General features: G+C 53.4%; 22 protein-coding genes. 17 read left to right on the top strand and 5 right to left on the bottom strand.

Features of this window, described 5'->3' with window-relative positions:
* The first annotated feature begins 251 nt into the window (after positions 1-251).
* Positions 252-875, top strand: coding sequence for a 2OG-Fe(II) oxygenase (locus tag SIL79_RS13815; protein WP_319619973.1), 624 nt, complete (start codon positions 252-254; stop codon positions 873-875).
* An 81-nt stretch (positions 876-956) separates the two neighbouring features.
* Here SIL79_RS13815 and SIL79_RS13820 read toward each other — a convergent pair whose 3' ends face one another.
* Positions 957-1,844 (bottom strand): LysR family transcriptional regulator, encoded by an 888-nt coding sequence (locus tag SIL79_RS13820; RefSeq protein WP_039032751.1) that lies wholly within the window; start codon positions 1,842-1,844, stop codon positions 957-959.
* Positions 1,845-2,060: 216 nt separating this feature from the next.
* Between SIL79_RS13820 and SIL79_RS13825 the strand changes: the two genes are divergently transcribed.
* From SIL79_RS13825 to SIL79_RS13885, 13 genes are all read left to right on the top strand, one after another.
* Complete coding sequence (locus tag SIL79_RS13825; protein ID WP_144361922.1) at positions 2,061-3,317, top strand: adenylosuccinate synthetase; 1,257 nt, start codon at positions 2,061-2,063, stop codon at positions 3,315-3,317.
* 316 nt (positions 3,318-3,633) lie between these two features.
* Entirely contained in the window at positions 3,634-4,248 is a 615-nt protein-coding gene (locus SIL79_RS13830; RefSeq protein WP_071475972.1) for a GNAT family N-acetyltransferase, read from the top strand.
* Between the two features lie 44 nt (positions 4,249-4,292).
* Positions 4,293-4,748 (top strand): GNAT family N-acetyltransferase, encoded by a 456-nt coding sequence (locus tag SIL79_RS13835; RefSeq protein ID WP_039032754.1) that lies wholly within the window; start codon positions 4,293-4,295, stop codon positions 4,746-4,748.
* Positions 4,749-4,803: 55 nt separating this feature from the next.
* Positions 4,804-5,208 carry a hypothetical protein gene (locus tag SIL79_RS13840; protein ID WP_052247891.1) on the top strand — a complete coding sequence of 135 codons (405 nt, stop codon included), beginning with the start codon at positions 4,804-4,806 and terminating at the stop codon, positions 5,206-5,208.
* 52 nt (positions 5,209-5,260) lie between these two features.
* A complete protein-coding gene (locus tag SIL79_RS13845) occupies positions 5,261-5,668 on the top strand; it encodes a hypothetical protein (protein WP_039032755.1) in 408 nt (135 codons plus the stop codon).
* Between the two features lie 271 nt (positions 5,669-5,939).
* Positions 5,940-6,620 carry an ABC transporter ATP-binding protein gene (locus tag SIL79_RS13850; RefSeq protein WP_025887136.1) on the top strand — a complete coding sequence of 227 codons (681 nt, stop codon included), beginning with the start codon at positions 5,940-5,942 and terminating at the stop codon, positions 6,618-6,620.
* The gene (locus tag SIL79_RS13855; protein WP_071475970.1) at positions 6,610-7,686 is read left to right on the top strand and encodes an HlyD family secretion protein; all 1,077 of its coding nucleotides are present in this window, start codon (positions 6,610-6,612) and stop codon (positions 7,684-7,686) included. The genes SIL79_RS13850 and SIL79_RS13855 overlap by 11 nt, the downstream gene beginning before the upstream one ends.
* Entirely contained in the window at positions 7,673-8,836 is a 1,164-nt protein-coding gene (locus SIL79_RS13860) for an efflux RND transporter periplasmic adaptor subunit (protein ID WP_039032756.1), read from the top strand. The genes SIL79_RS13855 and SIL79_RS13860 overlap by 14 nt, the downstream gene beginning before the upstream one ends.
* A complete protein-coding gene (locus SIL79_RS13865) occupies positions 8,833-10,053 on the top strand; it encodes an efflux RND transporter periplasmic adaptor subunit (RefSeq protein ID WP_039032757.1) in 1,221 nt (406 codons plus the stop codon). Before SIL79_RS13860 ends, SIL79_RS13865 begins: the two co-directional genes overlap by 4 nt.
* Positions 10,050-11,297, top strand: coding sequence for an ABC transporter permease (locus tag SIL79_RS13870; RefSeq protein ID WP_071475969.1), 1,248 nt, complete (start codon positions 10,050-10,052; stop codon positions 11,295-11,297). The genes SIL79_RS13865 and SIL79_RS13870 overlap by 4 nt, the downstream gene beginning before the upstream one ends.
* A 232-nt stretch (positions 11,298-11,529) precedes the next feature.
* Entirely contained in the window at positions 11,530-13,743 is a 2,214-nt protein-coding gene (locus tag SIL79_RS13875; protein WP_071475968.1) for a DUF2157 domain-containing protein, read from the top strand.
* Positions 13,743-14,261: a GDYXXLXY domain-containing protein gene (locus SIL79_RS13880; protein ID WP_319619376.1), complete on the top strand. Its 519-nt coding sequence runs from the start codon at positions 13,743-13,745 to the stop codon at positions 14,259-14,261. Before SIL79_RS13875 ends, SIL79_RS13880 begins: the two co-directional genes overlap by 1 nt.
* 254 nt (positions 14,262-14,515) lie before the next feature.
* Positions 14,516-17,353 carry an ExeM/NucH family extracellular endonuclease gene (locus SIL79_RS13885; protein ID WP_319619377.1) on the top strand — a complete coding sequence of 946 codons (2,838 nt, stop codon included), beginning with the start codon at positions 14,516-14,518 and terminating at the stop codon, positions 17,351-17,353.
* 90 nt (positions 17,354-17,443) lie between these two features.
* On the opposite strand, the gene SIL79_RS13890 is transcribed toward SIL79_RS13885, so the two are convergent.
* Together SIL79_RS13890 and folX are read right to left on the bottom strand one after the other, a co-directional pair.
* Positions 17,444-18,337: a TIGR01777 family oxidoreductase gene (locus SIL79_RS13890; RefSeq protein WP_319619378.1), complete on the bottom strand. Its 894-nt coding sequence runs from the start codon at positions 18,335-18,337 to the stop codon at positions 17,444-17,446.
* A gap of 46 nt (positions 18,338-18,383) precedes the next feature.
* Positions 18,384-18,752, bottom strand: a complete 369-nt coding sequence (gene folX / locus SIL79_RS13895; protein ID WP_039032879.1) for a dihydroneopterin triphosphate 2'-epimerase — start codon at positions 18,750-18,752, stop codon at positions 18,384-18,386.
* Positions 18,753-18,819: 67 nt separating this feature from the next.
* Between folX and SIL79_RS13900 the strand changes: the two genes are divergently transcribed.
* Together SIL79_RS13900 and SIL79_RS13905 are read left to right on the top strand one after the other, a co-directional pair.
* Entirely contained in the window at positions 18,820-19,899 is a 1,080-nt protein-coding gene (locus tag SIL79_RS13900; RefSeq protein WP_039032762.1) for an AI-2E family transporter, read from the top strand.
* Between the two features lie 27 nt (positions 19,900-19,926).
* Positions 19,927-20,853: a class I SAM-dependent methyltransferase gene (locus SIL79_RS13905; RefSeq protein WP_319619379.1), complete on the top strand. Its 927-nt coding sequence runs from the start codon at positions 19,927-19,929 to the stop codon at positions 20,851-20,853.
* Here SIL79_RS13905 and SIL79_RS13910 read toward each other — a convergent pair.
* Both SIL79_RS13910 and SIL79_RS13915 read right to left on the bottom strand, forming a co-directional pair.
* Complete coding sequence (locus tag SIL79_RS13910; RefSeq protein ID WP_039032764.1) at positions 20,847-21,071, bottom strand: hypothetical protein; 225 nt, start codon at positions 21,069-21,071, stop codon at positions 20,847-20,849. The genes SIL79_RS13905 and SIL79_RS13910 overlap by 7 nt on opposite strands.
* A 578-nt stretch (positions 21,072-21,649) precedes the next feature.
* Positions 21,650-22,720 carry an alpha/beta hydrolase gene (locus SIL79_RS13915; protein ID WP_319619380.1) on the bottom strand — a complete coding sequence of 357 codons (1,071 nt, stop codon included), beginning with the start codon at positions 22,718-22,720 and terminating at the stop codon, positions 21,650-21,652.
* Positions 22,721-22,954: 234 nt separating this feature from the next.
* Between SIL79_RS13915 and SIL79_RS13920 the strand changes: the two genes are divergently transcribed.
* Positions 22,955-24,868: a TonB-dependent receptor domain-containing protein gene (locus SIL79_RS13920; protein ID WP_319619381.1), complete on the top strand. Its 1,914-nt coding sequence runs from the start codon at positions 22,955-22,957 to the stop codon at positions 24,866-24,868.
* Positions 24,869-25,004 lie beyond the last annotated feature (136 nt).

The raw sequence follows: 25,004 nt of genomic DNA on the forward strand, positions 1-25,004 counted from the left end.
GATTCAAGCTACAACTCAAGCGCTTGAATTTGCACCTTGTTTAGCTTGAAGAACCGCTTTGAGAATAGATGCTTAGTGTTGTAACTATATGAATTAAAGGTTTTATTTTGATTGTCAGCCTAAATCGAATGCTCTAGTATCCGCTGCTATCAGAATCGGCCCCTGCTTTATTCTAGTGGGGGGCTTTTTAGGTTGTGGCTTTGTCAGTACGCAGGCAACAACAGCCGCAGCATTTCAGAGAGGATACCCATTTGGTTTCGCTGTTAAATGATGAACTATTGGACAGGATTGCCGATGCACTTACAGACAGGGGATACATAGTGCTTGAGGATGTGCTGCCGGAGACATTGAGCCGCGCGTTGCTGGATAAGGTTAACCACTCGCCGGTAGAGAGTTTTCGCTGGGCCGAAATTGGCCGAGGCAATGAGCGTGTTCGCGAACAGGAGATACGTTCAGACAGGATCCGCTGGTTGCATGAAGCACAGCAACCGGATGCCGACTATTTGGAATATATGGCCTACTTGCGTCATGGGCTTAACCAGCGCCTGTTTATGGGGCTATTCGATTATGAAAGCCATTACGCCTTTTATCGCCCTGGTACTTTTTACCGTAAACACTTAGATGCGCTGCGGGGCAGTCGCAACCGGATCCTGACCACGGTATTTTTTTTGAACCCCGATTGGCAACAGGGTGATGGCGGTGAGCTGATGCTCTATGAAGAGGACGACGCTTTGCTTGAGCAGATCCCGCCGAGAATGGGCACTCTGGTGATCTTCCTGAGCGAGCGTTTCCCCCATGAAGTACTGCCAACCCATAAAGATCGCGCCAGCATAGCCGGTTGGTTTCGGGTAGCCGGTAGCTATGAACTACCATAAATAACACTACTGGCATGTTGCCTCTGGGCGGTATTTTTGAGCACAAGCTAAATCCAGGGGCATCAGGCTTATGCAGTAGCTTCAGCTAACACTCGGTGAGCGCAGAATCTCTTCATCTACCCAATGGAGCAGTTTTTTGATGGCTTTGGATAGCACTTGGTTCTGGCGCACTATATATCCCAGGCTGGCCGAGGGGAAACTGGGCAGTGGCGTCATGCAGGACTGCAAATTGAGTTTGGGATGCAGGGCAAAGTCCGGCACTATGGCAATACCGAAACCGGCTTCGGCCCAGTCTATTTGGGCATCCACGCTGCCCACTTCCATGATGCGATATTCCGGTAGTTTGAGCTCGGGAAGCGCCGGGTCAATCAGATCCCGGGTGCGGGTATCATGTCCCAGCAGTATCAAGGTAGGTGCTTCCTGCGGGCTTGGGACTTTACCCTTCTGCCAGGTCTTGAGATCATTGCCCAAGGCGTACCATTTTACTTGTTTCAGCTCGGTAAAATGCAGCGGCTGACTCTCTTTTTGCGCCATAACAAAGCCGAGATCGGCCTTGGCACTTTTTACCAGGTCTGCTGCCTGGGAGGATGTGGTGTTCAGCAACGTCAGGTCGATGCCGGGGAATTCGGTTTTGAACGACTGAAAAGGGCCTATCAGCAGCCATCTGGAAATGATATCGCTGGCGGCTATGGTCATGGTGCCCTGGCACAGATCATTGATGGCGTTGAGATCGGCCTGGCAGCTTTGCAGCTCCATCAGGGTGTTGTGTGCACTCCTTAACAAGCGCTCACCGGCTTGGGTCAGCCGAAATGGATTACGCTCAATCAGCTTTACCCGGGTGGTTTGCTCCAACTGCTTGATATGCAAGCTGACATTGGGTTGAGTCATATGCAGCTCATTGGCTGCCTTGCCGAAGTGTTCCAGGCGGGCCAGGGTGACAAAGGTCTTAAGCCAATGGAGTTCGAGCATAGCAGCCTCTTTAAGGGTTTTTTAAACGGTACTTTTGACGTTTGAGGGGCAGGCGCTTTATGGTTGGCGGCTTGGTCATGGCAATTGCCCACTATCTTCGATTCCGATGCAAAATATCCTGATATGGATTTCTTATCAAGCTTATAATGATTATTAATTTTTCTTATTCATGCCGTGGTCATAGGATAGACAGGTTTTTGTTTAGGAGAACTGGAAATGTCGTCTATTGTTGTAGTTGGTGCAAACTGGGGTGATGAAGGTAAAGGCCGTATCGTGGACTATCTGGCAGATAGCGCGGCGGCGAGTATACGTTTTCAGGGCGGCAACAATGCCGGCCACACAGTTGTGAATGACTATGGGACATTCAAACTGCATCAACTGCCTAGCGGCGTATTCAATCCAAGTTGTTTGGCGGTATTGGGCCCCGGCATGGTGATAAGTCCTGCGCCACTTTCCGAAGAGATTGCCGAGGTGAAATCCGCCGGCGTCAATGTCAATCTGTGTATTTCCGACCGGGCGACTCTGTGCCTGCCAATCCACGCCATTGAAGATACTCTGGAAGAAGAGCGTCTCGGTGACGGCGCTTATGGTTCTACCCGCCAGGGCATTGCCCCGGCTTACGGTGACCGGGTAATGAAAAAAGGCATTCTGGTGGGTTGGTTGAAGCAGCCTGAAGTACTGCGTGAACGTATCCAGTTTATGCTGGACTGGAAACTGCCGCAGCTTAAGGCGCTGTATCCCTCTTTTGAATTTTCGCAAACCGCAGAAGAGATGACCGCCTGGTTGCTGGAAGTGTCCGCCCCTTGGCGTGATGCCATCTGCAATGTGAGTGAGCCGCTGAAAGCGCTGCAGGCAAAAGATCAAAACCTGCTGTTTGAAGCCCAGTTGGGCGCGGGTCGTGATCTGGTTTACGGTGAATACCCTTGGACCACTTCTTCCAACGTGACCGCTGCTTATGCCGGTCTTGGCAGTGGTTTACCGGCACTGCGCCCCGAGCGGGTGATTGCGGTAGCCAAGTCCTTCAGCTCCTCCGTTGGAACCGGCACCTTGATCACCGCCATGGAAGAGCAGGACAACTTCCGCGAAGCCGCCAATGAGTACGGCGCGGTAACCGGGCGTCCCCGTGATATGGGCTATTTCGATGCTGTGGCCACCCGCAACGGTGTCGAGCTGCAGGCGGCGACCGAAGTGGCGCTGACCAAGCTGGATTGTTTGAGTGGGATGCAGGATCTGAAAATCTGCATCGATTATCAGGGCGATCACAGCGAAAACCCGATTTGGCCACAAACCTCTGCTTTGGCGCCTGTTTATGAGCAGATGGAAGGCTGGAGCGAAGACATCACGGCTTGCCGCACCTTTGAGAGCCTGCCACTGGCGGCACAAAAGTACGTGCAGCGGGTTGAAGAGCTGATGGGTGTTCCGGTGAAAATGATCTCTGTTGGCCCAGAGCGGGCGCAGATGATCCTGCGTTAACAAGGTTGCCTGTTTATGCCCAAGTCTCTCCGTGTGTGACATAGTTAAGGGAGGCTTGGGCATCATAGTATTTGTTAATTGACCGAGCTTTATTTGGGTCATTGTGCTTTCTTTGCTGTTAGCTATTTCCCCTCCGCATTTCAATTTATTGCCGTGCCCTTTGAACTGACCTGCTGTTATCATCGGCTTTGATTTTTACAGTCGTTTTGAAAGAAACCATTTGTTAACATTTAATCTGGTTTAATGATTTATTCATGTTAGTCTGGTATTTAAACAAGCGTTAAATCATTATCTTGCATTATTAGGGAGGCAAATCATGGGACTGGAAGCATGCTTGACCGGAGAACATGTGATCCTCGAACCTTTGAGTCAGGATCATCTGCCGGCGCTGTCGTTGGCGGTTGCCGATGGTGAGTTGTGGCGCTTGTGGTACACCAACGTGCCGCATCCGGATGAGATGAAGGACTATATCCAGCAGGCTTTGGACAGTGAGCAGCGCGGTGAAGCCTTGGCCTTTGCAGTACGTAGCCGAGGCAGCGGTGCAATCGTTGGATGTACCCGCATTTGCAACTGGGATCAAGCCAACCGGCGGCTGGAGATTGGGTATACCTGGTATGCCAAAAGTGTGCAGCGCAGCGCCATCAATACCGAAACCAAACTGTTGTTGCTGGAGTACGCCTTTGAGACTCTGGATGTGATGGCGGTGGAGTTCAGAACCCATTTTCACAACCAGGCTTCGCGGGAGGCCATCACCCGCCTGGGGGCCAAGCAAGATGGTATCTTACGCAATCACAGACTGCTCAAGGACGGCAGCGTCAGGGATACAGTGGTTTATTCCATCATTGACAGCGAATGGCCAGAGGTGAAGCAAGGCCTCAAGGACAGGCTGGCATTTTACAGTGATCAGTACCGTGCCGAACTCGCACAGTGAGTAAGCGCCACTTAGGACAATATTGAATCGAAGGGAAACCATTCATGCTAAAGCAAGTTATTCGGGCACAGTCACAGGATGCCGAGATTATCTCACCGCTGTTTGATGAGTATCGTCAGTTTTATGGTTATCCCAGCGAGCCCGAACTGGCGTTAAGCTTTATCAGCCAAAGGCTTAAGCGGGATGAATCCGTGATCTTTTATCTGCCGGATGAGCAAAACCAGGCTTTGGGGTTTGTGCAGCTCTATCCCGGCTTTTCTTCGCTGCGGGCGGCGCCGCTGCTGATCCTCAATGATATTTATGTTACTCAACATGCCAGGTGTGTCGGCATAGGTCGTGCGCTGCTCGATGCCGCGCTGAATTATGCCAAAGCGCAGGGCATTGATGAGTTGATCCTCGAAACCCTGCGTAATAACGTCAGGGCGCAGGCGCTCTATGAGTCCATTGGTTTTGTCCGGGACAATGAATTTTTCCATTACAGTCTGACTCTAAAACCTTGAAATTCATTAGGCACTAAAGTAGCTTGCCTTCATCGATATCAAGAGGATCACCAAGATGTCCCAAAAAACTGCTTTGTCTGTCTTTGCCACCATCGGCTTGTTTTCCAGTGCCAATGTGCTCGCCGGCCCCGCCGAGGAGGCCTTTAGCGCCGAGTTGCAACAATGCGCCGCCTATTATCAGATAAGTTCTGAAGCCATAGGGGCAATGAATGCACCTCAGATGGCCGCCGTTGGAGATAGACTCAAGCAATCTGCCAAGGATGCCGAAGCTTTAGCCGCCCAGTACAGTTCGGCGCAAGATGCCGAGAAAGGCGTGGCAGCAGCCCGTGCCGAAATGCTGGAAACCATGGGTAACAGCAAGAGTTTGGGCGGTTTGATGAGCCAATACAAAGACAGCTGTAAAACCATCTTGGCCGAGCCGCAAAAGCGCCTCGACTACTGGATAATGGCTAACATGTGATGCAATAAAATGCGGCCGCCGCCTGTCTCTTTGTCCAAGGAAGGGAGGCAATATGCTTTTGAGTCTGTTACTGGCCGCTTTTATCATCTTGCTCGCGCTCGCGATTGAGTTCTGGCCCAGGATCCGCTCCTCTGCCCGCGAACGCCGGCAAGGCGGCCTGTGGTCACTGGAAAACCATAGCCGCGCCAGCGGGCGTGAACAGCAAGGATGCTTTGCGGATCTCAGTTTCACACCTTTCCTGCTTACTGCCAGTCTGGCCTTGATAGCCTGCGCATTTGAGTTGATGCCGGAAACTTATGTATTTGGTTTAATACTCTTTATTGTTCTCAACCTACTGCTGTTGATGGTCTGGCATCTCTATGCCAGACTGCTTGGCGGGCAAAAAAGTGGCCAGAGCCTGTTGCCGCCGCTGCTTTACGGCCTTGCGGCCCTGTTTGCCTGGATAGGGGCTATGCCGTAAGTCAAGCCGTAAGTCAGGCCCTAAGCCCGATTCCTAGGCAAGAATTCATGAGCCCGGCCCGAATTACACCAAGAAGCGTTGCATCGGCCTCAAGCTGTTTGAGGGCATCACAGCATTGGTTCTCGGGCGCTGAAATGTCAGCTTACAATTAGCTTGCGGCCCGGCGCTGGAATTTGGCATTAAATAGGGAACTTGCACCTTTATCCAAGGTTCAAAGCTGCAGACAATAACAAGGAGTGGTTGAGCGCCTGTCGCAATACCCACAAGAGCAATGATAAAGCTTCAACAACTTTGCAAAACCTATCAGATGGGCGACGCCTGTGTGCGAGCGCTCGATGAAGTCAGTTTCGACATTCAAGCCAATGAATTTGTGGCCATTATGGGGCCTTCAGGTTCAGGCAAGTCGACGCTGATGAATATCATCGGCTGCCTGGATAAACCCAGCAGTGGCAGTTACCTGCTCAATGGCGAAGAGGTGGGACAACTGGATGACGATGCCTTGTCTGCGGTGCGTAACCGCCAGATAGGTTTCGTATTCCAGAGTTTTCACCTCTTGCCGCGACTCACGGCGCTGCAAAATGTGATGCTGCCGCTGCGATACAGCCCAGAAGGGCAGGGCGATGAAACCCACGCCATAGAATTGCTGAGGCGTGTCGGACTGGGAGAGCGACTGGATCACAGGCCCAACCAACTCTCCGGCGGTCAGCGTCAGCGGGTGGCGATAGCTCGCTCCCTGGTCAATCGCCCGGCCATTTTACTGGCCGATGAGCCAACCGGGGCGCTGGACAGCAAGACTTCGCTTGAGATCATGGCGCTGTTTACCGAGCTGCATGCCGCAGGGCAAACCATCATTTTGGTGACCCACGAAGAGGAAGTGGCCGCTTACGCCCAGCGGGTTATCCGTATGCGTGATGGTTGCCTGCAGAGTGACAGGAGGGCTAATGCGGCCTGATTCTCTTTTACTTTTGAGCCTGGCGGTCTCTGGCCTGACTTTTTCAAGCTTGGCTGTTTCAGAAATCGCGATACCGGCGGCGGCCGGCTCGTCTTCTTCGATAGTTTCTCCATTGGAGCCTTTAACGGACAAGGGAGCGGATGCCAAGTCGCCGCCTGCCGCGCAGCTGCTACTGACAGGTAAAGTCAGTTCCGCCAAGTCGCAGACCTTCAGCGTCCCCAAGGCCGGTGATGCCTGGCGCTATCAAATTCAGTGGATGTTACCCGAGGGCTCTTTGGTCTCTCCCGGGCAAGTGGTGGTGGTGTTTGACAAGAGTCAGGTGGCCAACCAGATAGAACAGTTGGAAGCCAGCATGCTCAGGGTGTCGGCGCAGGAGCAAAGCCAGACCATAGAGCTCAAATCCAAGGTATTGCAAGCCAGGTTCGAGCTGAAAAAGCAGTTACTGGAGCAGGAAAAGGCGCAACTGGTGGCGGCCGTGCCGGCAGATTTTATCGCTGCCAAGGAGTACGCCGACAATCAGTTCAAGCTGCTGCAGCTAAATGCCGAGGTGACCAAGGCCAAGCAGGCACTGGCCGAAGCTCTGGATACCGAGAAGGCGACCCTGGCACAGCTGAAGATTGACAAGGAAAAGGCGGCGCTCGAGTTGGCCCAGGCCTTCAAGGACTTGGACAGCCTGGAGCTGAAAGCCGAAATCGCCGGCCCTTTGCTGCTTGGACGGGAGCCTTGGAGCAATAAAAAATTCGAGGTGGGAGATACGGTGCAAGTGGGGCGACAAATCGCCACTGTGCCTGCTATGGAAGATCTGGAAGTGATCGCCTGGGTCAATGAGGTGGATGTGGATCGCCTGAAACCCGGGCAAGCCGTGATCATGCGTCTGGATGCGGAAATTGAGCGCGCCTTTCCCGGACAAGTTGCTAGTATCGGTCGCCAGGCCATCAATCTACCGGCCTGGGGCCGCAGTAACTGGTTTGAAGTGGGGATCCGTTTCAAGGCGCCTGATGATATCGCCATGATCCCCGGCATGAGTGTACTGGTGGAAACCGGAGGCAAACATGAAGCGCTTTAGTTTGGCCTGGCTGGCACTGCTTGCGTTGAGCGCGTGCAGTGATGGGGTGAGCACTCAGGTAGTGCAGGGGCCTTTGAGTCAAAAAATAGAAGTCACCGGCGAGCTGGTGGCGGCCGATACCGTGTCTTTAATGCCGCCTGTAATGCGGCGGATCTGGCAATACCAGGTCAAGCAGCTGGCGCCGGAAGGCAGCGAGGTGGAAAGTGGCGAGATGGTGGCTCAGTTGGATACCTCGGAACTGACTCAAAGGCTGTCGGTCAAATCGGCCGAGCTTGAGGCTACGGTGCAGGACTTGCAGACCTCCAAGCTGCGTAATGCCAAGAAGATGGAGGAGCTCAAGTTGCAACTGGCTGAGGCCAAAATGGGTTTGGACAAGGCCGAGCGTAAGTTTGCCCTCTCTGATGACACTGTTGCGGCGCTGGATAAAGAAAAGTACCAGCGTGACGCGGTGATCGCCCGTGACAAGGTGGCTCTGGTGCAGCAGCAACTGGTGCTGGAGGCCCAGAGCGCCAGGCAACGGGAAGCCATGCTCGACGGAGACAGGCAGAAGTTCGCCGCCGAAGTGGCGGCGCTGAAAAAGGGTATCGCCTCGATGACCTTGGTGGCGCCCCGTGCCGGTATGGTGGTCTATGGCAACGATCCTCAGGGCAACAAGCTCAAAGAGGGCCAATCTGTGTTTGCCGGTGATGTGATGTTGTCCATTCCTGATCTCGACAGCATGCAGGTCAATATGGCGATCCCTGAGGTAGAAGCCCGCAGAGTCAAACTGGGCCAGCAACTCAAGATCCGTCTGGATGCCAATCCTGATAAAGTCTTTACAGGAAAAATCAAAGAGTTGGGTGCAGTTTTTCGTAACAAAAGCCAGGAGGTTCCTCTGGTGGTGTTCGATGCGGTTGCCAGTATAGACGAGCCGGATACCGAGTTGATGCGCCCGGGAATGACCGCCAAGATCAGCATAGAAATTGCCGATGACAGTCAGCGTACTCTGGTGGCTCAGGATGCGGTGCATTACGAGGCCGGTCATCCTTATGTGCTGCTGGACGGGCTCTTGGGGGCTCGCAAACAGTCGGTGCGGGTCGGTGCCATGGGGGGCGATCAGGTTGAAATACTCACCGGCTTGCAAGTGGGCGATGAGGTATTGCTGCCATGAAGAATCATTTGCTAATCACCTTTGCCTTGATAATGCAGGCCTTGATAGCCTTGGCCTTGAGTGGCTGCCAACCGAGCAGTAATGATGGTGTGCTCACCATGACAGTCAGCCGTGGCGAGTTTCAGGTTAATATCCCCGCCAGCGGTGAGCTGGAAGCGGCGCAGTCCACTCCCGTTGTGGTGCCCACGGGGTTACGTGGGCCTCAGTCCCTGGCCTGGATCCAGAACAACTTTACCCAGGTCAAGGCCGGTGATGTGGTGGCCAGGCTCGATGATACAAGGGAGTCGTTTCGCTTGCAGATGGAAGCCTTCGACTTTGAGCGCCTGGCGCAGGATGCCAAGATCCAGACAGAGAAAGATCTCACCTTGAGCCAGAGTTTGACTTTGGGAAGCAAGGTCACAGGTAATGAGCGGCAGTTGGCCGAGCGCTTTTTCAGTGCGGATGAGCGGGTTTACACCAAAATCAACATCATAGATCAGATGCGCAACAAGGAATATTTGGATGCCAAGCTGGATTATTTCCAGTGGGGCGGCACTCAGCACCAGGCGCAGGCCGATGCCGAGCAGGCGCTTATCAAGCTGAAACAGAAAGGCCATCAGGCCAAGATTGACAGGTATCAGGGCAATCTGACACAGATGGAGATTATCGCGCCGCACGACGGGCTGTTTGTCTATCAGGCAGGCTGGGATGGCGCCTTTCCCGTGGTGGGGGACATGATCTGGTCCGGATTCCCCATAGGCATATTGCCGGATACTTCCGTGATGCAGGCAAGAGTCTATGTGCTTGAATCAGAAGCTGTGGGGCTGGCCATCGGCAAGCAGGCCACAGTGACTCTGGATGCCTATCCTGAGCGACCCTTTAGCGGCACTGTGACCCAGGTCGATGCGCTGGCCAAGCCCAAAGACAGAGATAGCCCGGTGAACTATTTCCAGTTCACCATCAGCCTGGAGCAAACTCTGCCGGCCATTATGCAGCCGGGAAGGCAAGTGAATGCCAAGGTGCAGGTGCTGGATCTCAATGATGTATTGACTGTGCCCAATCAGGCCCTGTTTCAAAAAGACGGCCGCTACTGGGTGTATCTTAAGCAGGGCGGCGGCTTTATGCGCCGGGATGTGACTCCGGGGCACAGATCCCTTAACCGCACCGAAATTATCGCTGGGCTCAATCCCGGTGATGTAATAGCCCTGACAACTCCACCCAAGAGGAGTCAGCTATGAGTTCGATAATAGGACTATGGCAAGGATTTACCCAGGCGTTCGATGAGATGCGCCACCACAAACTGCGTACCGCCTTGACACTGCTGGGGATGATATTCGGTGTCGGCGCCGTTATAGCCATGCTCAGCGTCGGTGAAGGTGCCGAGCGTGAAGCCTTGAAGATGATTGAATCCATGGGGGTTCGAAATCTGGTGGTCAACAGCCGCAGCAATGACGGCGAGGCGCTGAAATCGATTCGTGAACATAGTGTTGGCCTGAGCCTGCGTGATATCGACAGTGCCAGAGACACCTTGCCTTTTATTCAGGATTGGGGCGCCGCCAAGGAAGTAAAAGTCTTCAGTCTGTTTTCCGCCGAAGGGCGTAGCGATGCCAGTGTGATGGGGGTGACTCCCAGCTATTTTCGGTTGACGTCGCTAAAGCTCAATGAAGGGCAGATTTTTACCGAGCAGGATGAGGTCTACTACCGCCAGGTCGCCGTGTTGGGACCAGAGGCGGCTCGCAGCCTGTTTCCCAAGGGCAACGCCCTTGGCAAGCACATCAAGATTAATCATCAATGGTTTACCGTGGTGGGTATCTTGGCCGATGCCAATCGCGGTAAGTCTAAAATCCAGGGCGTCAAGCTTGGGGGCGAGCGCAATCAGGTGTTCATTCCACTGTCGAGCGCCCTGAAAAAGATGCAGTTCAAGGCGCTTGAAGATGAGCTGGATATGATCAAGCTGTCGCTCAGGGAAGAGGTTGAGCCTTCGCTGGCGGCCAAGAGCCTGAATCATTTGTTGCAGCGCCGTCATGGCGGTGAGAAGGACTATGACATAGTGGTGCCGGCCGACCTTTTGGCCCAACATCAGAAGACCCAACAGATCTTCAATATCGTCATGGCCTGTGTCGCCGGGATCTCGCTTCTGGTGGGCGGGATTGGCATTATGAACATTATGCTGGCCACCATTTTGGAGCGTACCGCCGAGATAGGTTTGCTGCGGGCGCTGGGGGCCAGGCGCAAGGATATCGCCCGGCAGTTTTTGATTGAAAGTATCGCTATTTCTGCTACCGGCGGTCTGTTTGGCATAGTTGTGGGGCTGGGACTGGCGCTGCTTATTTCAACAGCGGCCGGTTGGCCTGTGGCTTGGTCTCCCTTTGCGATACTGCTGGCGCTCGGGGTTTGTATGAGTATCGGGGTCGGCTTCGGCCTCTATCCGGCGCAGAAGGCGGCCAAACTGGATCCCATAATTGCCTTGCAACGGGACTGACAGAGGTTTCTTTCTTCGCTGTCAGAGGTTTTGGCGCCATGGCCGGCGCTCGCAAGGGCGTGTTCTGCAAAAGCGGCAACGGTTAGACAGGCGCTTTATTGTCATTGTGTCGATGTTCCTCTGGATAGAAACTGTCGGCACACAGGCTCTGCCTACAACTGTGCTGATCTGTTTGATCTTGTGATTAAATATAGGAACCTAATTCTTTCAAGGAAAGTGGGCAGGTCATTTCATGGATGCTTTGCAACAACACAGAGCCCAGGCCAAGCAGCGACTCTATTTATGGCATTCGCAACATCTTGTCTCGGGGACGGCGTGGCGCAAAGCTTTGGGATTGCTGCCATCACCAGGGGCCAAGCAGAGTCTGAGCTTTTTTAACCCTCTGCTGCTGGGGTGTGCTGCGCTCTGTTTTGCTTCGGCGCTTATCTGCTTTTTTGCCTACAACTGGGCCGCTTTGCCGCGCATGGGCAAGTTGGCGTTATTGGAAACCGGTTTGCTGGGCTGTTTGTTGCTGGCCTTTGCATTGAGCCGATGGTTAAAGTCACCCCTTGCCGACAAGGCACAAGCCGCTTTGCCCTGGCTCCTGTTTGTGGCCTGTGTGTTTGTCGGCGTCTTGCTGGCCTTTATCGGCCAGAGCTATCAGCAAGAGGCCGACAACTGGCAGTTGTTTGCCGTGTGGGCACTGCTTATTCTGCCCTGGGTGGTATTTTTGAAACTGGAAGCCGGTTATCTGCTGCTTATCTTGCTGTTGAACCTGACCCTGTACTTGTTATTGCAGATAACCTCATTGCCGTTTGCAGACCTGTTTAGCTTGCTGGGGGATGACAGGCTCGCCATCCCTTGGTCACTGTTTGCGCTTAATTGGCTGCTGCATCAATGCCTGCTTCGTTTTGCGCTGACAGACAAGCAAGGCATCCCCCTCAGCGAGGTAACCAGCGGGTTGCTCGGTTGGGGCTTTTTGTTGCTGGCGAGTTGTTGGACACTGTTCGACTCCTTGAGCAAAGAGCAGTTTATTGCTGTGGTTCTCTACGGGGTGGTTGCCGCGGCGCAGATACGAGGCTACCACACAAGGCGTAAACTCTACGGCATGGCGCTCGGGCTTTTCAGCACGGCAGCGTTATTTGATCTCTGGTTGCTGCGCTTGCTTTCTGAAGTGTTTGACGGTGATGCCGTGGTACTGCTGTTTGCCCTGATGACGCTTTGCGTGCTGCTCAGTGCCTCAGTCGCCGCCTTGCTGCTAAAGCGCTTGCAGGCTGACTATCTGGCCGCGGTACCGGAGCAACAGGCCCAAAAACACAAAGATGCGACTGCCAACACAGAGCCCAGGGAGGATGAGCAAATCGTCCCTAATGCGGGCAGCCTTTTCTGGCAACGGCTGCAGCAGGCAGGCATTGTCTCGGGGGATGTGGCACAAGAGACTCCAGAGTTGCAAAGTCCCTGGTATCTCAAGGCGATGCTTATCCTGTTTGGCTGGTTAGCCGGGATCTGTTTACTGGGTTTCATCGGCACCGGCCTGGCGTTATTGTTGGACGATATTCAGCCTGGGTTGCTGCTGAGCCTGGCGCTGGCGGCATCTGCAGTGGCCTTTGGTTTGAGCCGAGGTCAAAGTGGACTGTTTATCTCTCAGTTTGCCTTGAGCTTTGCCGTGGCCGCCTTGGTGCTCTATGGCATCGCCTTTGATGAGCTGCTGTTTGAAGTGGCTTCCTGGCGCTGGTGGTTGATGCTGGCTCTGGCGGCCTCGCTTCATTGGTATCTGCTGCCACCTTATTTGACCCGGTCCAGTTGCGCGCTGCTGGCATTATTGGCCTTGATTGCGCTGCTGCAGACACTTTTATTATTACCCTTGGTGACGCCGGCACTGCTACTGGGCTTTGTGCTGCTCTGGCGCCATGAGGCCGACTGGGGCAAGGCGCCGCTTCGCTGGCGCTCCCTTGCCATGGCCATGACCTTGGCACTGCTCTTTTGTCAAACGCCGCAATTGGTTTGGCTGGAAGGCGTCTGGGAGTTAAAGGATCCCGGTATGAGCCCGGCTATGTTGCAGGGCGCGCAATGGTTACTTGAAGCTTTGCTGCTGTGGCAACTTTGGCGTCTTTTCGGCAGTCGAATGAACGCAATCCGGCATCAATTGGATGGGCGTTCGCAGATGCTGTTGCTACTGGGACTGCTGTCGGCCTTGGTTTGGTTTTGGTGGATCCCCGGGCTTATCGCCGGCGCATTGGTGGCGGTTTTCGGCTTTGTGCTGGCCGAGCGCTTGCTGCTCTGGCTCGGGGTACTGGCGATGCCGGTTTACTGCGGTTATTACTATTACTCGTTGCAGCAAACCTTGTTGGAAAAATCCTTGCTGCTGATGCTGCTTGGCGTGAGCCTGCTACTGCTTTGGTTTGCGCTGAAGCCTTTGAGCGACAGGCCTGAGTGGCTGGCGGCGCAGAATGGGGGTGAGCAGTGATGAAACCCAAATTGACGCCCAAAATCATGGGGTTGTGCCTCGTGTGGGGGCTGCTTTGTTTGCTGGTCATCAACATTTCCGTGTGGCAGAAAGAGCAACTCTGGCAGCACGGTGAGCCCATCTTACTTGAGCTGGCCCCGGTGGTTCCCCGTTCGCTGATGCAGGGGGACTATATGCAACTCGACTATAAATTGGCCCGGCAATTGGCCAATGAGCTGCGCGCAAAAGGGCAGTTTCAGGACAATATGCAGGGCTGGCTCAGAGTGAGTCTCGATGAGCAGCAGCGCGCCGCTTTTGTGGCGCTGGAGAGTGACCCAGAGGCTCCTTTGTTGCAGCAGCAAAGACGCTTGCCGTTTAAAGTCCGTCAGGGAGATGTGCAATTGGCGAGCCAGGCTTTTTTCTTTGAGGAGGGCCAGGCGGAGCATTTCAGTCAGGGACGTTATGGCGAGCTTAGATTGGGCACTGACGGGGAGCTGATGTTAGTGGGCCTGCGTGACGGCCAACTTAAACCGCTTTGAACCTAAGAGTGGTAAGGCCGTGTTCATTAAACCACTAGAGTGACTTAGGTTTTTTTACGTTTTCCTCCAAGCTAACTCATTGATAAGACTAATTAACTAGCACTAAAGTTTGATAAATATTTTACATATTGCAACTTGATTGTAACCTGTGGCCTTTATAGTGGCTGCTTCTCCGGATGCGGAGATGTGGAAATAACATTACTTATTGATAAATAAGAAAATCACTATAATCAGGATATATTTCAGGGGTCAATATGTTAACCAAGGCAAGTCTGCTTGCCCTGGCCGTGGGCAGTATTGCTGCCCAGGCTCAGGCGAGTGAGCAAGTGATCATTTCCGAATACGTTGAAGGTTCAGGCAATAATAAGGCCATCGAGCTCTTTAACACCGGCAGTCACGCTGTCGATCTCAGCCAGTATCAGCTGGATATCTTCTTCAATGGCAGTAGCAGTGCAGGCAGCAGCATTGCCCTGAGCGGCATGCTGGCCGCCGGTGGCACTCATGTATTGGCCGACAATGATGCCGACGCTGCAATCCTGGCGTTGGCGCAGCAAACCAGCAGCGCCAGTTTCTTCAACGGTGATGATGCCCTGGTGCTGAGCCGTAATGGTGAGGTGGTCGACAGCCTGGGCCAGGTTGGGGTGGATCCCGGCTCCGAGTGGGGCAGCGGTGATGTTTCCACTCAAAACAATACCATAAGGCGTAAGCTGGACAACTTGAGTGCGGATCTCGACCCCTTCGATGCGGTCGACCTCAGTGGTTGGGACGGCTTTGCCATCGATAATATCGACGATCTGGGGGCCTTTGGCGGTAATGCCGGCGAGCCGGGTGAACCGACAGATCCCGGTAATGGCGCCCTGGTTTGCGGCGATGCGGCTACACCCATTCATGCATTGCAGGGTAGCGGCGAGGCCAGTCCATTGGCCGGTGAAACCCTGGAAGTGGAAGCAATAGTCACCAGTAACCAGGAAGCGGGTCTCAAGGGATTGTTCCTGCAGATGGCCGATGCCGAAGCGGATGCCGATCCTTTAACCTCGGAAGGGGTGTTCCTGTACACAGGCAATAGCGCCAGTGGTTATCAGGCAGGCGACCGAATTCGGGTGCGGGCTCAGGTCACTGAATATCAAGGCTTGACCGAACTGACCAATGTCAGTGCCAAGGCCTTGTGTGCCACATCACAACCTCTGCCGAGTGCAGCCAGAGTGAGCCTGCCGGTCAATGACAGCAGTGCACTTGAAGCCTTCGAAGGCATGCTGGTCAGCTTTGAGCAGCATCTTACGGTAAACGAAGTCTACAACCTTGGCCGTTATGGTGAGGTGTTGTTGGGTTCAAGCCGTCACTTTATCGGTACTCAGGTAGCCAATCCCGGCGCCGATGCCTTGGCGGTTACGGCAGCCAATGCCCTGGATTCCATAGTGCTTGACGATGGCCTGACGGCACAAAACCCGGATCCTGTTATTTATCCGGCCCCGGGTCTGAGCGCCGCTAACCCGCTCAGAGTCGGTGATACTGTCACAAACCTCACCGCGGTGATGCATTACGGTTTTGGTATTTACCGTTTGATGCCGGTCGATACCGTCAACTTTGTTGCCGCCAATCCCAGAGCGTCCGAGCCTGAGTTGAATCGTCTCGATGCCTTGACAGTTGCCAGTTTCAACGTGCTCAACTATTTTAACGGCGATGGCCAGGGCGGCGGTTTCCCCACCTCCCGTGGCGCCGATACTCAAGCGGAGTTTGAGCGCCAACGAGCCAAGATAATCGCGGCGATGAAAACCATTAACGCCGATGTCTTCGGTTTGATGGAAATCGAGAACGATGGTTTCGACAGTAACTCGGCAATTGCCGATCTGGCCCGCGGTCTCAACGACGCCATTGGCACTGACAGCTATCGCTATCTGGCGCCACAGGTTAATCGCATTGGCAACGATGAGATCAGCGTCGGTATTCTGTATCGTCAGGACAGAGTCACCCCGGAAGGGGTAGCGGCGATTCTGGACAGCAGTAATTCGGCGCTGGATGACAATGGTCAGGTGCTGTTCAACGATGGCAAGAACCGTCCCATGCTGACCCAGAAGTTTAGCGTCAACGACAGTGAGGATAACTTTGTGGTGGCGGTCAACCACCTCAAGTCCAAGGGCAGTGATTGTAATGCGCTGGGCGATCCCGACATGAACGACGGCCAGGGTAACTGTAATTTGACCCGAACCCGCGCTGCCATGGCGATAGGCCAGTTCCTGCAGACTGAATATCAGGGTGACAAGGTACTGGTGATAGGGGATCTCAATGCCTATGCCAAGGAAGATCCACTGACAACCCTGGCCAATGCCGGTTACGCCGAGTTGTTTGGCGAGCTTGGTAAGCCTTCAGCATACTCCTATGTGTTCTCAGGTGAGTCGGGACAGTTAGATCATGCACTGGCCAATGAAGCCATGCTGACCAATGTTCGTGATGTTACCGATTGGCATATCAATACCGATGAACCCAGAGTGCTGGACTATAACACTGAGTTCAAGACGCCGGAGCAACTGCAAAGTTTCTACAGCAACGATGCCTTCCGTTCATCGGATCACGACCCTGTGATCATCGCCCTGGACTTTGCCGCGGCCAATCAGGCACCGGTTGCCGAGTTTTCAGTGCAGCAAAATGGTGCTGCGGTGGCGCTCTCTAGCACGTCGAGTGATAGCGACGGTGAGTTGGTGAGCCAGGAGTGGGATCTGGGGGATGGTACTCAAGCCTTTGGCGAGCAGGTGAGTCATGAATACCAGCAAAGCGGCGTCTACCTCATCACTTTGACCGTGACTGACGACAAAGGTGCCCAGCACAGTGTCAGCCGTGAGGTGACCGTTGAGATAGCCCCTGAGCCGACCGAGCCTGTGGCGGTTATCCGCCATCTGGATCTTTGGTTGCTGCAGGTGTTTATCTCCGAGAGCTATGATCCTGACGGTTATATCAAAAAGCAGCAGTGGCGCTTCAACGATGGGCGAAGATTCAACGGCCCGGTTGCCATGCGTATTGGCGGTCGTGCCAATGAAGTGACCTTGACCGTGACCGACAATGATAAACAAAAGGCCAGCACCAGCCTGAGCTTTTAACCGCTTAAGATGAAAAACGCCCGCAGCAGCGGGCGTTTTTGTTGGTGAATTCAAAGGTTGAGGATACGTTGACCTTAGTCCTTGTCAGTGCTAATCGAATAAGTTCTTCATCGCGTGGTTGATTTCCGGGTAGTTGAATTCGAAACCATCGGCCTGGGCATGAACCGGTAATACAAACTGGCCTTCGGTCAGCAGGGTCGACATTTCACCCATTGCCAGTTGCAGGGCCAATGCCGGTGCCGGCAGACAAGCGGGGCGGTGCAGCGCTTTGCCGAGAGCCTTGCTGAAGTCGCGATTGCTGACAGGCTGCGGCGCGGTGGCATTGTATATGCCGCGGCAGGCTTCATTTTCCAGCAGAAATTCAATAAGGCGCAGCAAGTCTTCGCGCATGATCCAGCTCATTCCCTGACGACCATGGCCAATCGGGCCGCCCAGGCCCAGTTTGAAGGCCGGCAGCATCTTGGCCAAGGCGCCGCCATCTTTGCCAAGTACTATGCCGATGCGAAAGATACAGACCCGAGTGAGATCGGCAACCGCCAGGGCTTTTTGCTCCCATTGGGCACAGACCCTGTGGCTGAACTCATCATGGGGCGTGGCGTTTTCGTCTATGGGCTCCGGCCCCTGACGGCCGTAAAAACCCACCGCCGAGGCGCTGAGAAAAACTTGGGGTTTCTTTTGGCTGTTGCGGACAAGCCTAGCCAACTGCTCTGTGATGTCCCAGCGGCTGTGGCAGATCCGCTGTTTCTGCTTATCGCTCCAGCGTTTAGAAACTATGGGTTCACCGGCGAGGTTGATGATGGCATCTATCTCCTCAAGCAGTCCTGGTGTTTGCAGCGAATCTATGTACCGGGTCTGTGCCAGCGCCAGCTTTTGCTCTGCCGCCGCGGGGTTGCGGCTCAAAATAGTCAGCCTATGAAGTTTTGCCAGCCGCTGCGCCAGTTCTGAACCGACAAATCCGGTTGCACCAGTGAGCAAAATATTCATGCCTTCTCCCTGACTTATTGAATGTTTCTCCAGAGTATAGACTGGCTTACGCCGGTTTACGGTAGTTCAGCTGCAGTGAAACCGAGTCGGCGTACCTCAAGGCGTGAGGCTTGTCGATTTCAACGCTGGCGTACTCTACCCATTCATGTTCGCTGGCTATTTCCAGCACTTTACCAGTGAGGTGCTCCAGCAAGGAGAAACGGTTGTCCTCCACCAGGTTAATGATCGCCTTGGTGATGGTGCGATAATTGAGCGCGTGCTCCATATCATCACTCCTGCGCGCCTTGTCGGCGCAGTAATGGATGCAAACATTGATGATCACATCCTGACGGTTGTTGATCTCCTCTTCCTTGATACCGATAAAAGTGCGCAGGCGCAGGTTTTTAATGCGTATAATAGCTAGTTCGGGTTTCATCATGTCACTACTTTTTGTTGTTGATGCAACGGCTGATTGTGACAGAGAACAACAAGGAATTTCAATTATGTCATCAGCCTACCGTCCGTCCATGGCGCTGAAAGGATTCGCTATCATGGCTTGCCTGGTCATAGTACTGGCTGGAATTAAGGCCGCCAGCGCCATAGTGGTGCCCTTTGTGTTGTCGGCTTTTATTGCGGTTATCTGCAGCCCGGCGATCAATGCCTTGAGCCGTTATCGCGTGCCCCGCGCCCTGGCTGTATTTGTGCTGGTGGCGATTATTTTGTTGCTCGGGCTCTGGCTGGCTTCTGTAGTGGGCAGTTCCATCAATGAGTTTTCCCAGCAATTGCCGCAATACCGCTCACAGCTGGTGGAGCAATTTGCCTGGATATTGGACAAGCTCAAGGAGCTGAATATCCATATCTCCAAAGACAAGGTGTTGACCTATTTGGACCCCGGCATGGCCTTGTCTTTGACCACCAATACGCTCTCCGGCGTGGGCAATGTGATGGCCAACCTGTTTCTGATAGTGCTCACCATAGTCTTTATGCTGTTTGAGGCACAATCTTTGCCGCGTAAGGTGCATCTGGCGCTGGATGACCCTGATATGCGTTTGTCCCAGATTGAGCGTTTCTTGCACTCGGTGAACCAATATATGGTGATCAAGACCCTGGTCAGCCTGGCAACCGGTATTATTGTCGGTGTCGGTCTGGCACTGATGGGGGTGGATTATGCGCTGCTCTGGGGCGTAGTGGCCTTTTTGTTTAACTATATTCCCAATATCGGCTCTATCATCGCCGCCATTCCTGCCGTACTGCTGGCCTTTGTGCAGCTGGGCACCGCGGGTGCCGGTGGGGTTGCCGCCCTGTATCTGGCGACCAACATGGTGATGGGCAATCTGGTAGAGCCCAGATTTATGGGACGTGGCCTCGGGTTATCTACTCTGGTGGTTTTCCTGTCGTTGATCTTCTGGGGCTGGCTCCTGGGCTCGGTCGGCATGTTGCTGTCCGTGCCGCTTACCATGATAGTCAAGATAGCTCTGGAATCGAGCCAGAGTGGCAACTGGTTGGCAATCTTGCTCTCGGACGAGGCCAGTATTGCCGTGCGGGAAAATGCCGATAATGAAGCGGCAGCCGATGCCGAATAAAGGCAGAAATAAGAAGTTGAGGATTTCATGCAGTTATTTTTGGAAGCCATCACCGACCTGACTCCAGGCGATGAGTGTGGCCGTTTGTTTCATGGTCGCGGCGGCCGTTATCCCGGCGCCGAGCACTTATGCCTGGATTGGTTTGAGCCTGTGGTGTTGCTGACCACCTTTAAACCCCTGACGCCGGAAGAACTGGCCTTGGTTACCGAGCGTCTGCAATTACGCTGGCAAGCTTTGGGATTGGCACTGAATCTGGTCTATCAATACCGCGCCGCCGGGCAGACCCGCACCGAGCTCATTGCCGGCGAGATCCCCGAGCCACATCTGGCCAGCGAGCTTGGTTGCCGTTATCAGTTGCATCTGCTGCGTGGCCAGAATCATGGTTTATTTCTGGATATGCGAAACGGCCGCGAGTGGGTGATGGCCAACAGTGCTCAGCGGAAAGTATTGAATCTGTTTGCCTATACCTGTGCATTTTCGGTGGCGGCCCTCAAGGGCGGCGCCGATGAGGTGGTCAATATGGATATGAGTAAAGGGGCGCTGGCCATCGGCAAGCAAAACCATTTGCTCAATGGCCTTACTGCCGGTGCCCGCTTTCTGGGGCATGATATCTTCAAGTCCTGGGGCAAACTTAAAAAACTCGGGCCCTATGACTTGCTGATTGTCGATCCGCCCAGCAATCAAAAGGGCAGCTTTGTGGCAACCAAAGACTATCTGCGATTGCTGCGTCATCTGCCGCAACTCTTGAACCCGGGGGCCGAGCTGTTGCTTTGTCTTAATGCACCTGAGCTGGACAGAGCTTTTTTACAGAACCAGGTCAGTGACGCCGCACCAGAACTTGAGTTTGTTAAACAGCTGGATAACCCACCGGCCTTTGCAGACCGGGATCCTGACAGGGCATTGAAGGTGTTGCTGTATCGCTATGAGGGAGAACCGGGCTCTAACACTCAATAACCGAGCCGTTCAGAGATCAGGGATTGGCCGCCTTCTTCCAACAGGGCGGCTATGCCTTCGACATCAAAACTGCTCAAGCAGGATGCCTGATGCAGTAGCCTGTCCTGGACATCCAAGGGCATCTGCATCCTTTCCATAAACATGCGCATTCCCAATATATCGCCACTGGCCAGCAGGGTGGCGAGAGTTCGTGCTTCAAAGTCGACAATATGATTCATGGCGTCGTCCTCTTGCTGATTTACGGGCCGGGGAGGCCTCCTTTAAGCTATAGCAGTTGCAGCGCCCGCCGCTAGACCCAATGTGTTTAAAAAATTTCGCCTCAAAACCCAGGGGCATAAAAAACTGAAAGTCTTTCAGTGCTTCCTACATAACTGGTGGGTATCTGAGCTTTTGAAGGTGGTTTTACCAGTTTGGGGTAACGAAAGTGAAAGTTTTCTGTAACTCCTTCTCTAGCCCTGTTATACTGGCGCCGCCTTAGGGGCAATACCTAAGGACCTAAGGACCTAAGGCTCCGAAAAGCCGGAATCGGGCATAAAGTGTCGTCGGGACCTGAACTTAACAGGAATCCAAGAAAAAGATACGCCCTGTACCCTACAGAATAGACTGGAGTTGTTATGGAAATTCATGAGTACCAAGATGCTTACTACCAACTGCAGGATGAAGTGATTGAATCACTTCCGGTAGAGAAAGACGAAGAAGCGTTTTTGGATTAGGCCTCAGCCAGGCAGCTCAAATCTTGAAAAAGCGGCAACCTCAGGGTTGCCGCTTTTTTTGTTGCCATTGAATTACGTATGAGTCATTCGAGGGTGGAGCCGGGGTAATAATGCTCGACAAGCTGGGTCAATATCCGCTGCTGTTGAGCAAGCTTTTGTCTTTGTGTCTGGCGCAGCAAGCCTTTGAGTGCATGATACTGAGGCTTGATTTCAATTCCCTGGCTCTCGCTCAAGTGCGTGAAGCGACTGACCACTTCCGTCACGCTGAAATCCTCGGCGTAAATATCCAACTGTTGCGAGTGCATCAGCCAGCGAATACCTTGATAGACACCTATGTGAGGCAGGGAGTGATGATCTTCGTCACTGAAGAACTCGCTGTGAAATATAAGTTGCTGAGACGGCTGCGCCGACAGATGTTTGGCCAGCGCCAGATTTCGCTGTTTGTGGTAGTCATTGCGGCCAAGTCCGGGGGTGGTGGCCTGGTTACTTATCGCCATGTACAGGGGCTTGCCTGTTAGCTTGCCCTGAGTGAGTGCCTGCTCGAGCTCATCGGCATAAGTTGGGCTGTCGTACCAGAGACTGGCATCCAGCACCAGGTAAGCATTGAACATAGGCTGTTGTCGGCGCAGCGCCTCCAGTGCCAACAAGCCTCCAAAAGAGTGACCAATAAGCACAGTAGGGCCGGGTTGCCCAAGTCTGGCATTCAGCCAGGGGTTAAGTTCCTGGTCGAGAAAGTCGAGAAAAGCGCCGGCATTCCCCGATTGCTGATAAAGCGATCCTGCGGGTCTACCACCGGGTAGTGTTTCCAGTTTCACCGCAGTGAAGTCCCGAATACGGTTACGGTTGATGATGCCAACTATGACGCCTTCAGGTATCGCAGGATTTACCCCCGAAGCCAGATAATCCAGCATGGGCGCAAGATGCTCAAACTGCTGCTCGGCATCCAGAATCACATAACGGGCAAAGCTCTTGCTCTGCCTGGCGTCCCAGTGTTTGGGAAGGCGCAGTAATACTTCCCGCGATTCCCCTAATATGTTGGAGTTCAGCGTCAATCGCTGTTGTTTCCCGGCGCCTTCTTTGTCCAGGCTTTGGGCGCTGCAGCCTACCAGCATACCGAACAATAGCGTCAGAGGGATAAACAGTGTTTTTTTCATCGAAATATTTACTCGGTAAAGGTGATATTTTCAGCTTGAAATTCAGCCCTGATGGGCTTTTGAGTGGCCTGGCCCACATTCGCACATTATATTGTAAATGATAACTAATATCATTTCTATGTTGTAAGAATTATGCTACTTTTTCGCGCTATGGAACCAGGGGCTTTATCTGGATTTACCCAAAAGCAACAAGCTATAGGGCGCAATCTTCGCCGCGATAATCGGGGGAATAGAATGAAACTGGATAAGTGCCGTAAACTGCTTACCTTGAGCCTGATCGCCATGGCTGTCAGTGGTTATACCCAGGCAGATGAAGGTGAAATGGAGCATATGGTCGTTACCGCCAGTGCCAAGGATCAGCAACTCAGTACTGCACCTGCCTCAATCTCGGTGATCGATGCCGAAGCGATTAAGCTGATGCCGGTCAAAGATCTGGGGGATGTGCTGAGAAACAGCGTCGGCGTCAATGTGGTGACCAACGACTCGGGCCGAAACAGCATCTATATCCGTGGTATGGATGAAGACTATGTACTGATGTTGATCAACGGCAAACGGGTTTCTTCTTCCAATGGTCAGTGGCGCGGTGGTAACTTTGACTTGACCGCTATCCCCATCGACGCCATCTCCCGGGTGGAGATTGTTCGCGGCCCCATGTCGGCTCTCTATGGTTCAGATGCGGTTGGCGGGGTCATCAACGTGATCACCAAGGCGCCAGATGATGACTGGCAACTGGTACTCGACAGCGAGTACAGTTGGATGCAGGACGGCGAGGGTGGCGATCGCAGCCGTACCAACCTGTTTGGCTCGGGCAAACTCACAGATAATCTGGGGCTGATGTTCACCGCAGAGATGGCTGAGCAGGACGCCTGGCTGATGCCCGAGCTGACCCCGAATCAGGACACCATAGAAGAGCGCAAGACTCGCAAGCTCTATGGCTCGCTCACCTGGCAGTTGGCAGACAATCAATCGCTGGACTTGGATTATCAATACGATAATGACAAGGTGCCCTTAACCACCTTTGCCGCCAATTCAACACGCGAGCAGAAGATAGAGCGCAACACCTTTGCTCTGACTCACAAAGGCGAGTGGAGCTGGGGTGGCACTGAGCTTTTGGCCAACCTTGAAAAGTCGGATATCTACGACTACAACAGCCGCTATTCGCTGCAGCCCCCTTTGGGACGCGACATCGAAGAGAAAAACACTACCTTCAGAGGCTCGGCCTTCTTTAACCTGTGGCAGCAGGACTGGACAGTCGGCGCCGAGTACTTTGAAACTGAAGTCGACGATCCCGTGCAATATCCGCTTACCGGTGGTGACAGTGTTGAACAATACTCGCTGTTTATTCAGGATCAGTTCGATTTCCTGGATGATTTCACCCTGACCCTCGGCGGCCGCTACGAAGACAACGAAAAGTACGGCAGCCATTTCAGCCCCAGGGCATATCTGGTTTACCGTGCCTCTGATGCACTGGTGCTTAAAGGCGGTGTTGGCACGGCATTCAGGGCGCCGGCATTGTTTGAATCATCTCCGACTTTCTCTTCAGTCAGTTGCCGCGGCGCTTGTACTGTAGTGGGCAATGCAGATCTTGAGCCCGAAACCAGTGTCAACTATGAGCTGGCAGCCTTATGGAGTCAGCCTTCCTACGAGCTGTCAGCAACCCTGTTTCATAACAAGGTGGAAGATCTGATCACTGTTTCGGCTTGGGATGGCTCCAGCCCAACCCGTACTTACTACAACGAGTCCAAGGTAACTTTGCAAGGGGTAGAGTTGACCGCCAGCGTGGATATCACAGCAGATCTCGGCCTCAAGGCAAACTACAGTTATCTCGATACCGAGACAGGTGACGGCGGTGAACTCACCGGTCGCCCACGCCAGAGTGCCAATGTGCAACTGGATTGGTATCTCACCGACGATTGGCAGCTGTATGTTGCCGGTAACTATTTCGGTTCATATCTGGATAGCAGTGCCGTGCGTCAGGATGGCTACAGCCGCTTCGATATCGGCAGCAGTTATCGGCTAAACGATCACCTGAAACTACGTGCCGGGGTTACCAACTTTACCGATGAGCAACCGGCAGAAGAAGACACCAACAGTGATATGATACTGCAAGGGCGCGCCTTCTTTGTCGGTGTCAGTTTGAGCCTCTGAATACCTTGAATTATAAAAGATACTCACTATCACAGGTCTTTTAGTTAAAGCCATTATATTACGGCTGTAACTTTAAGCGGACATGAGTTTGCTGCTTGGGTGTTAATTACTTTGTACTGGTCTCATTGTGGTAACA

Origin of the sequence: Shewanella indica, assembly GCF_033842865.1 — a bacterium.
Taxonomy (GTDB): Bacteria; Pseudomonadota; Gammaproteobacteria; order Enterobacterales; family Shewanellaceae; genus Shewanella; species Shewanella indica.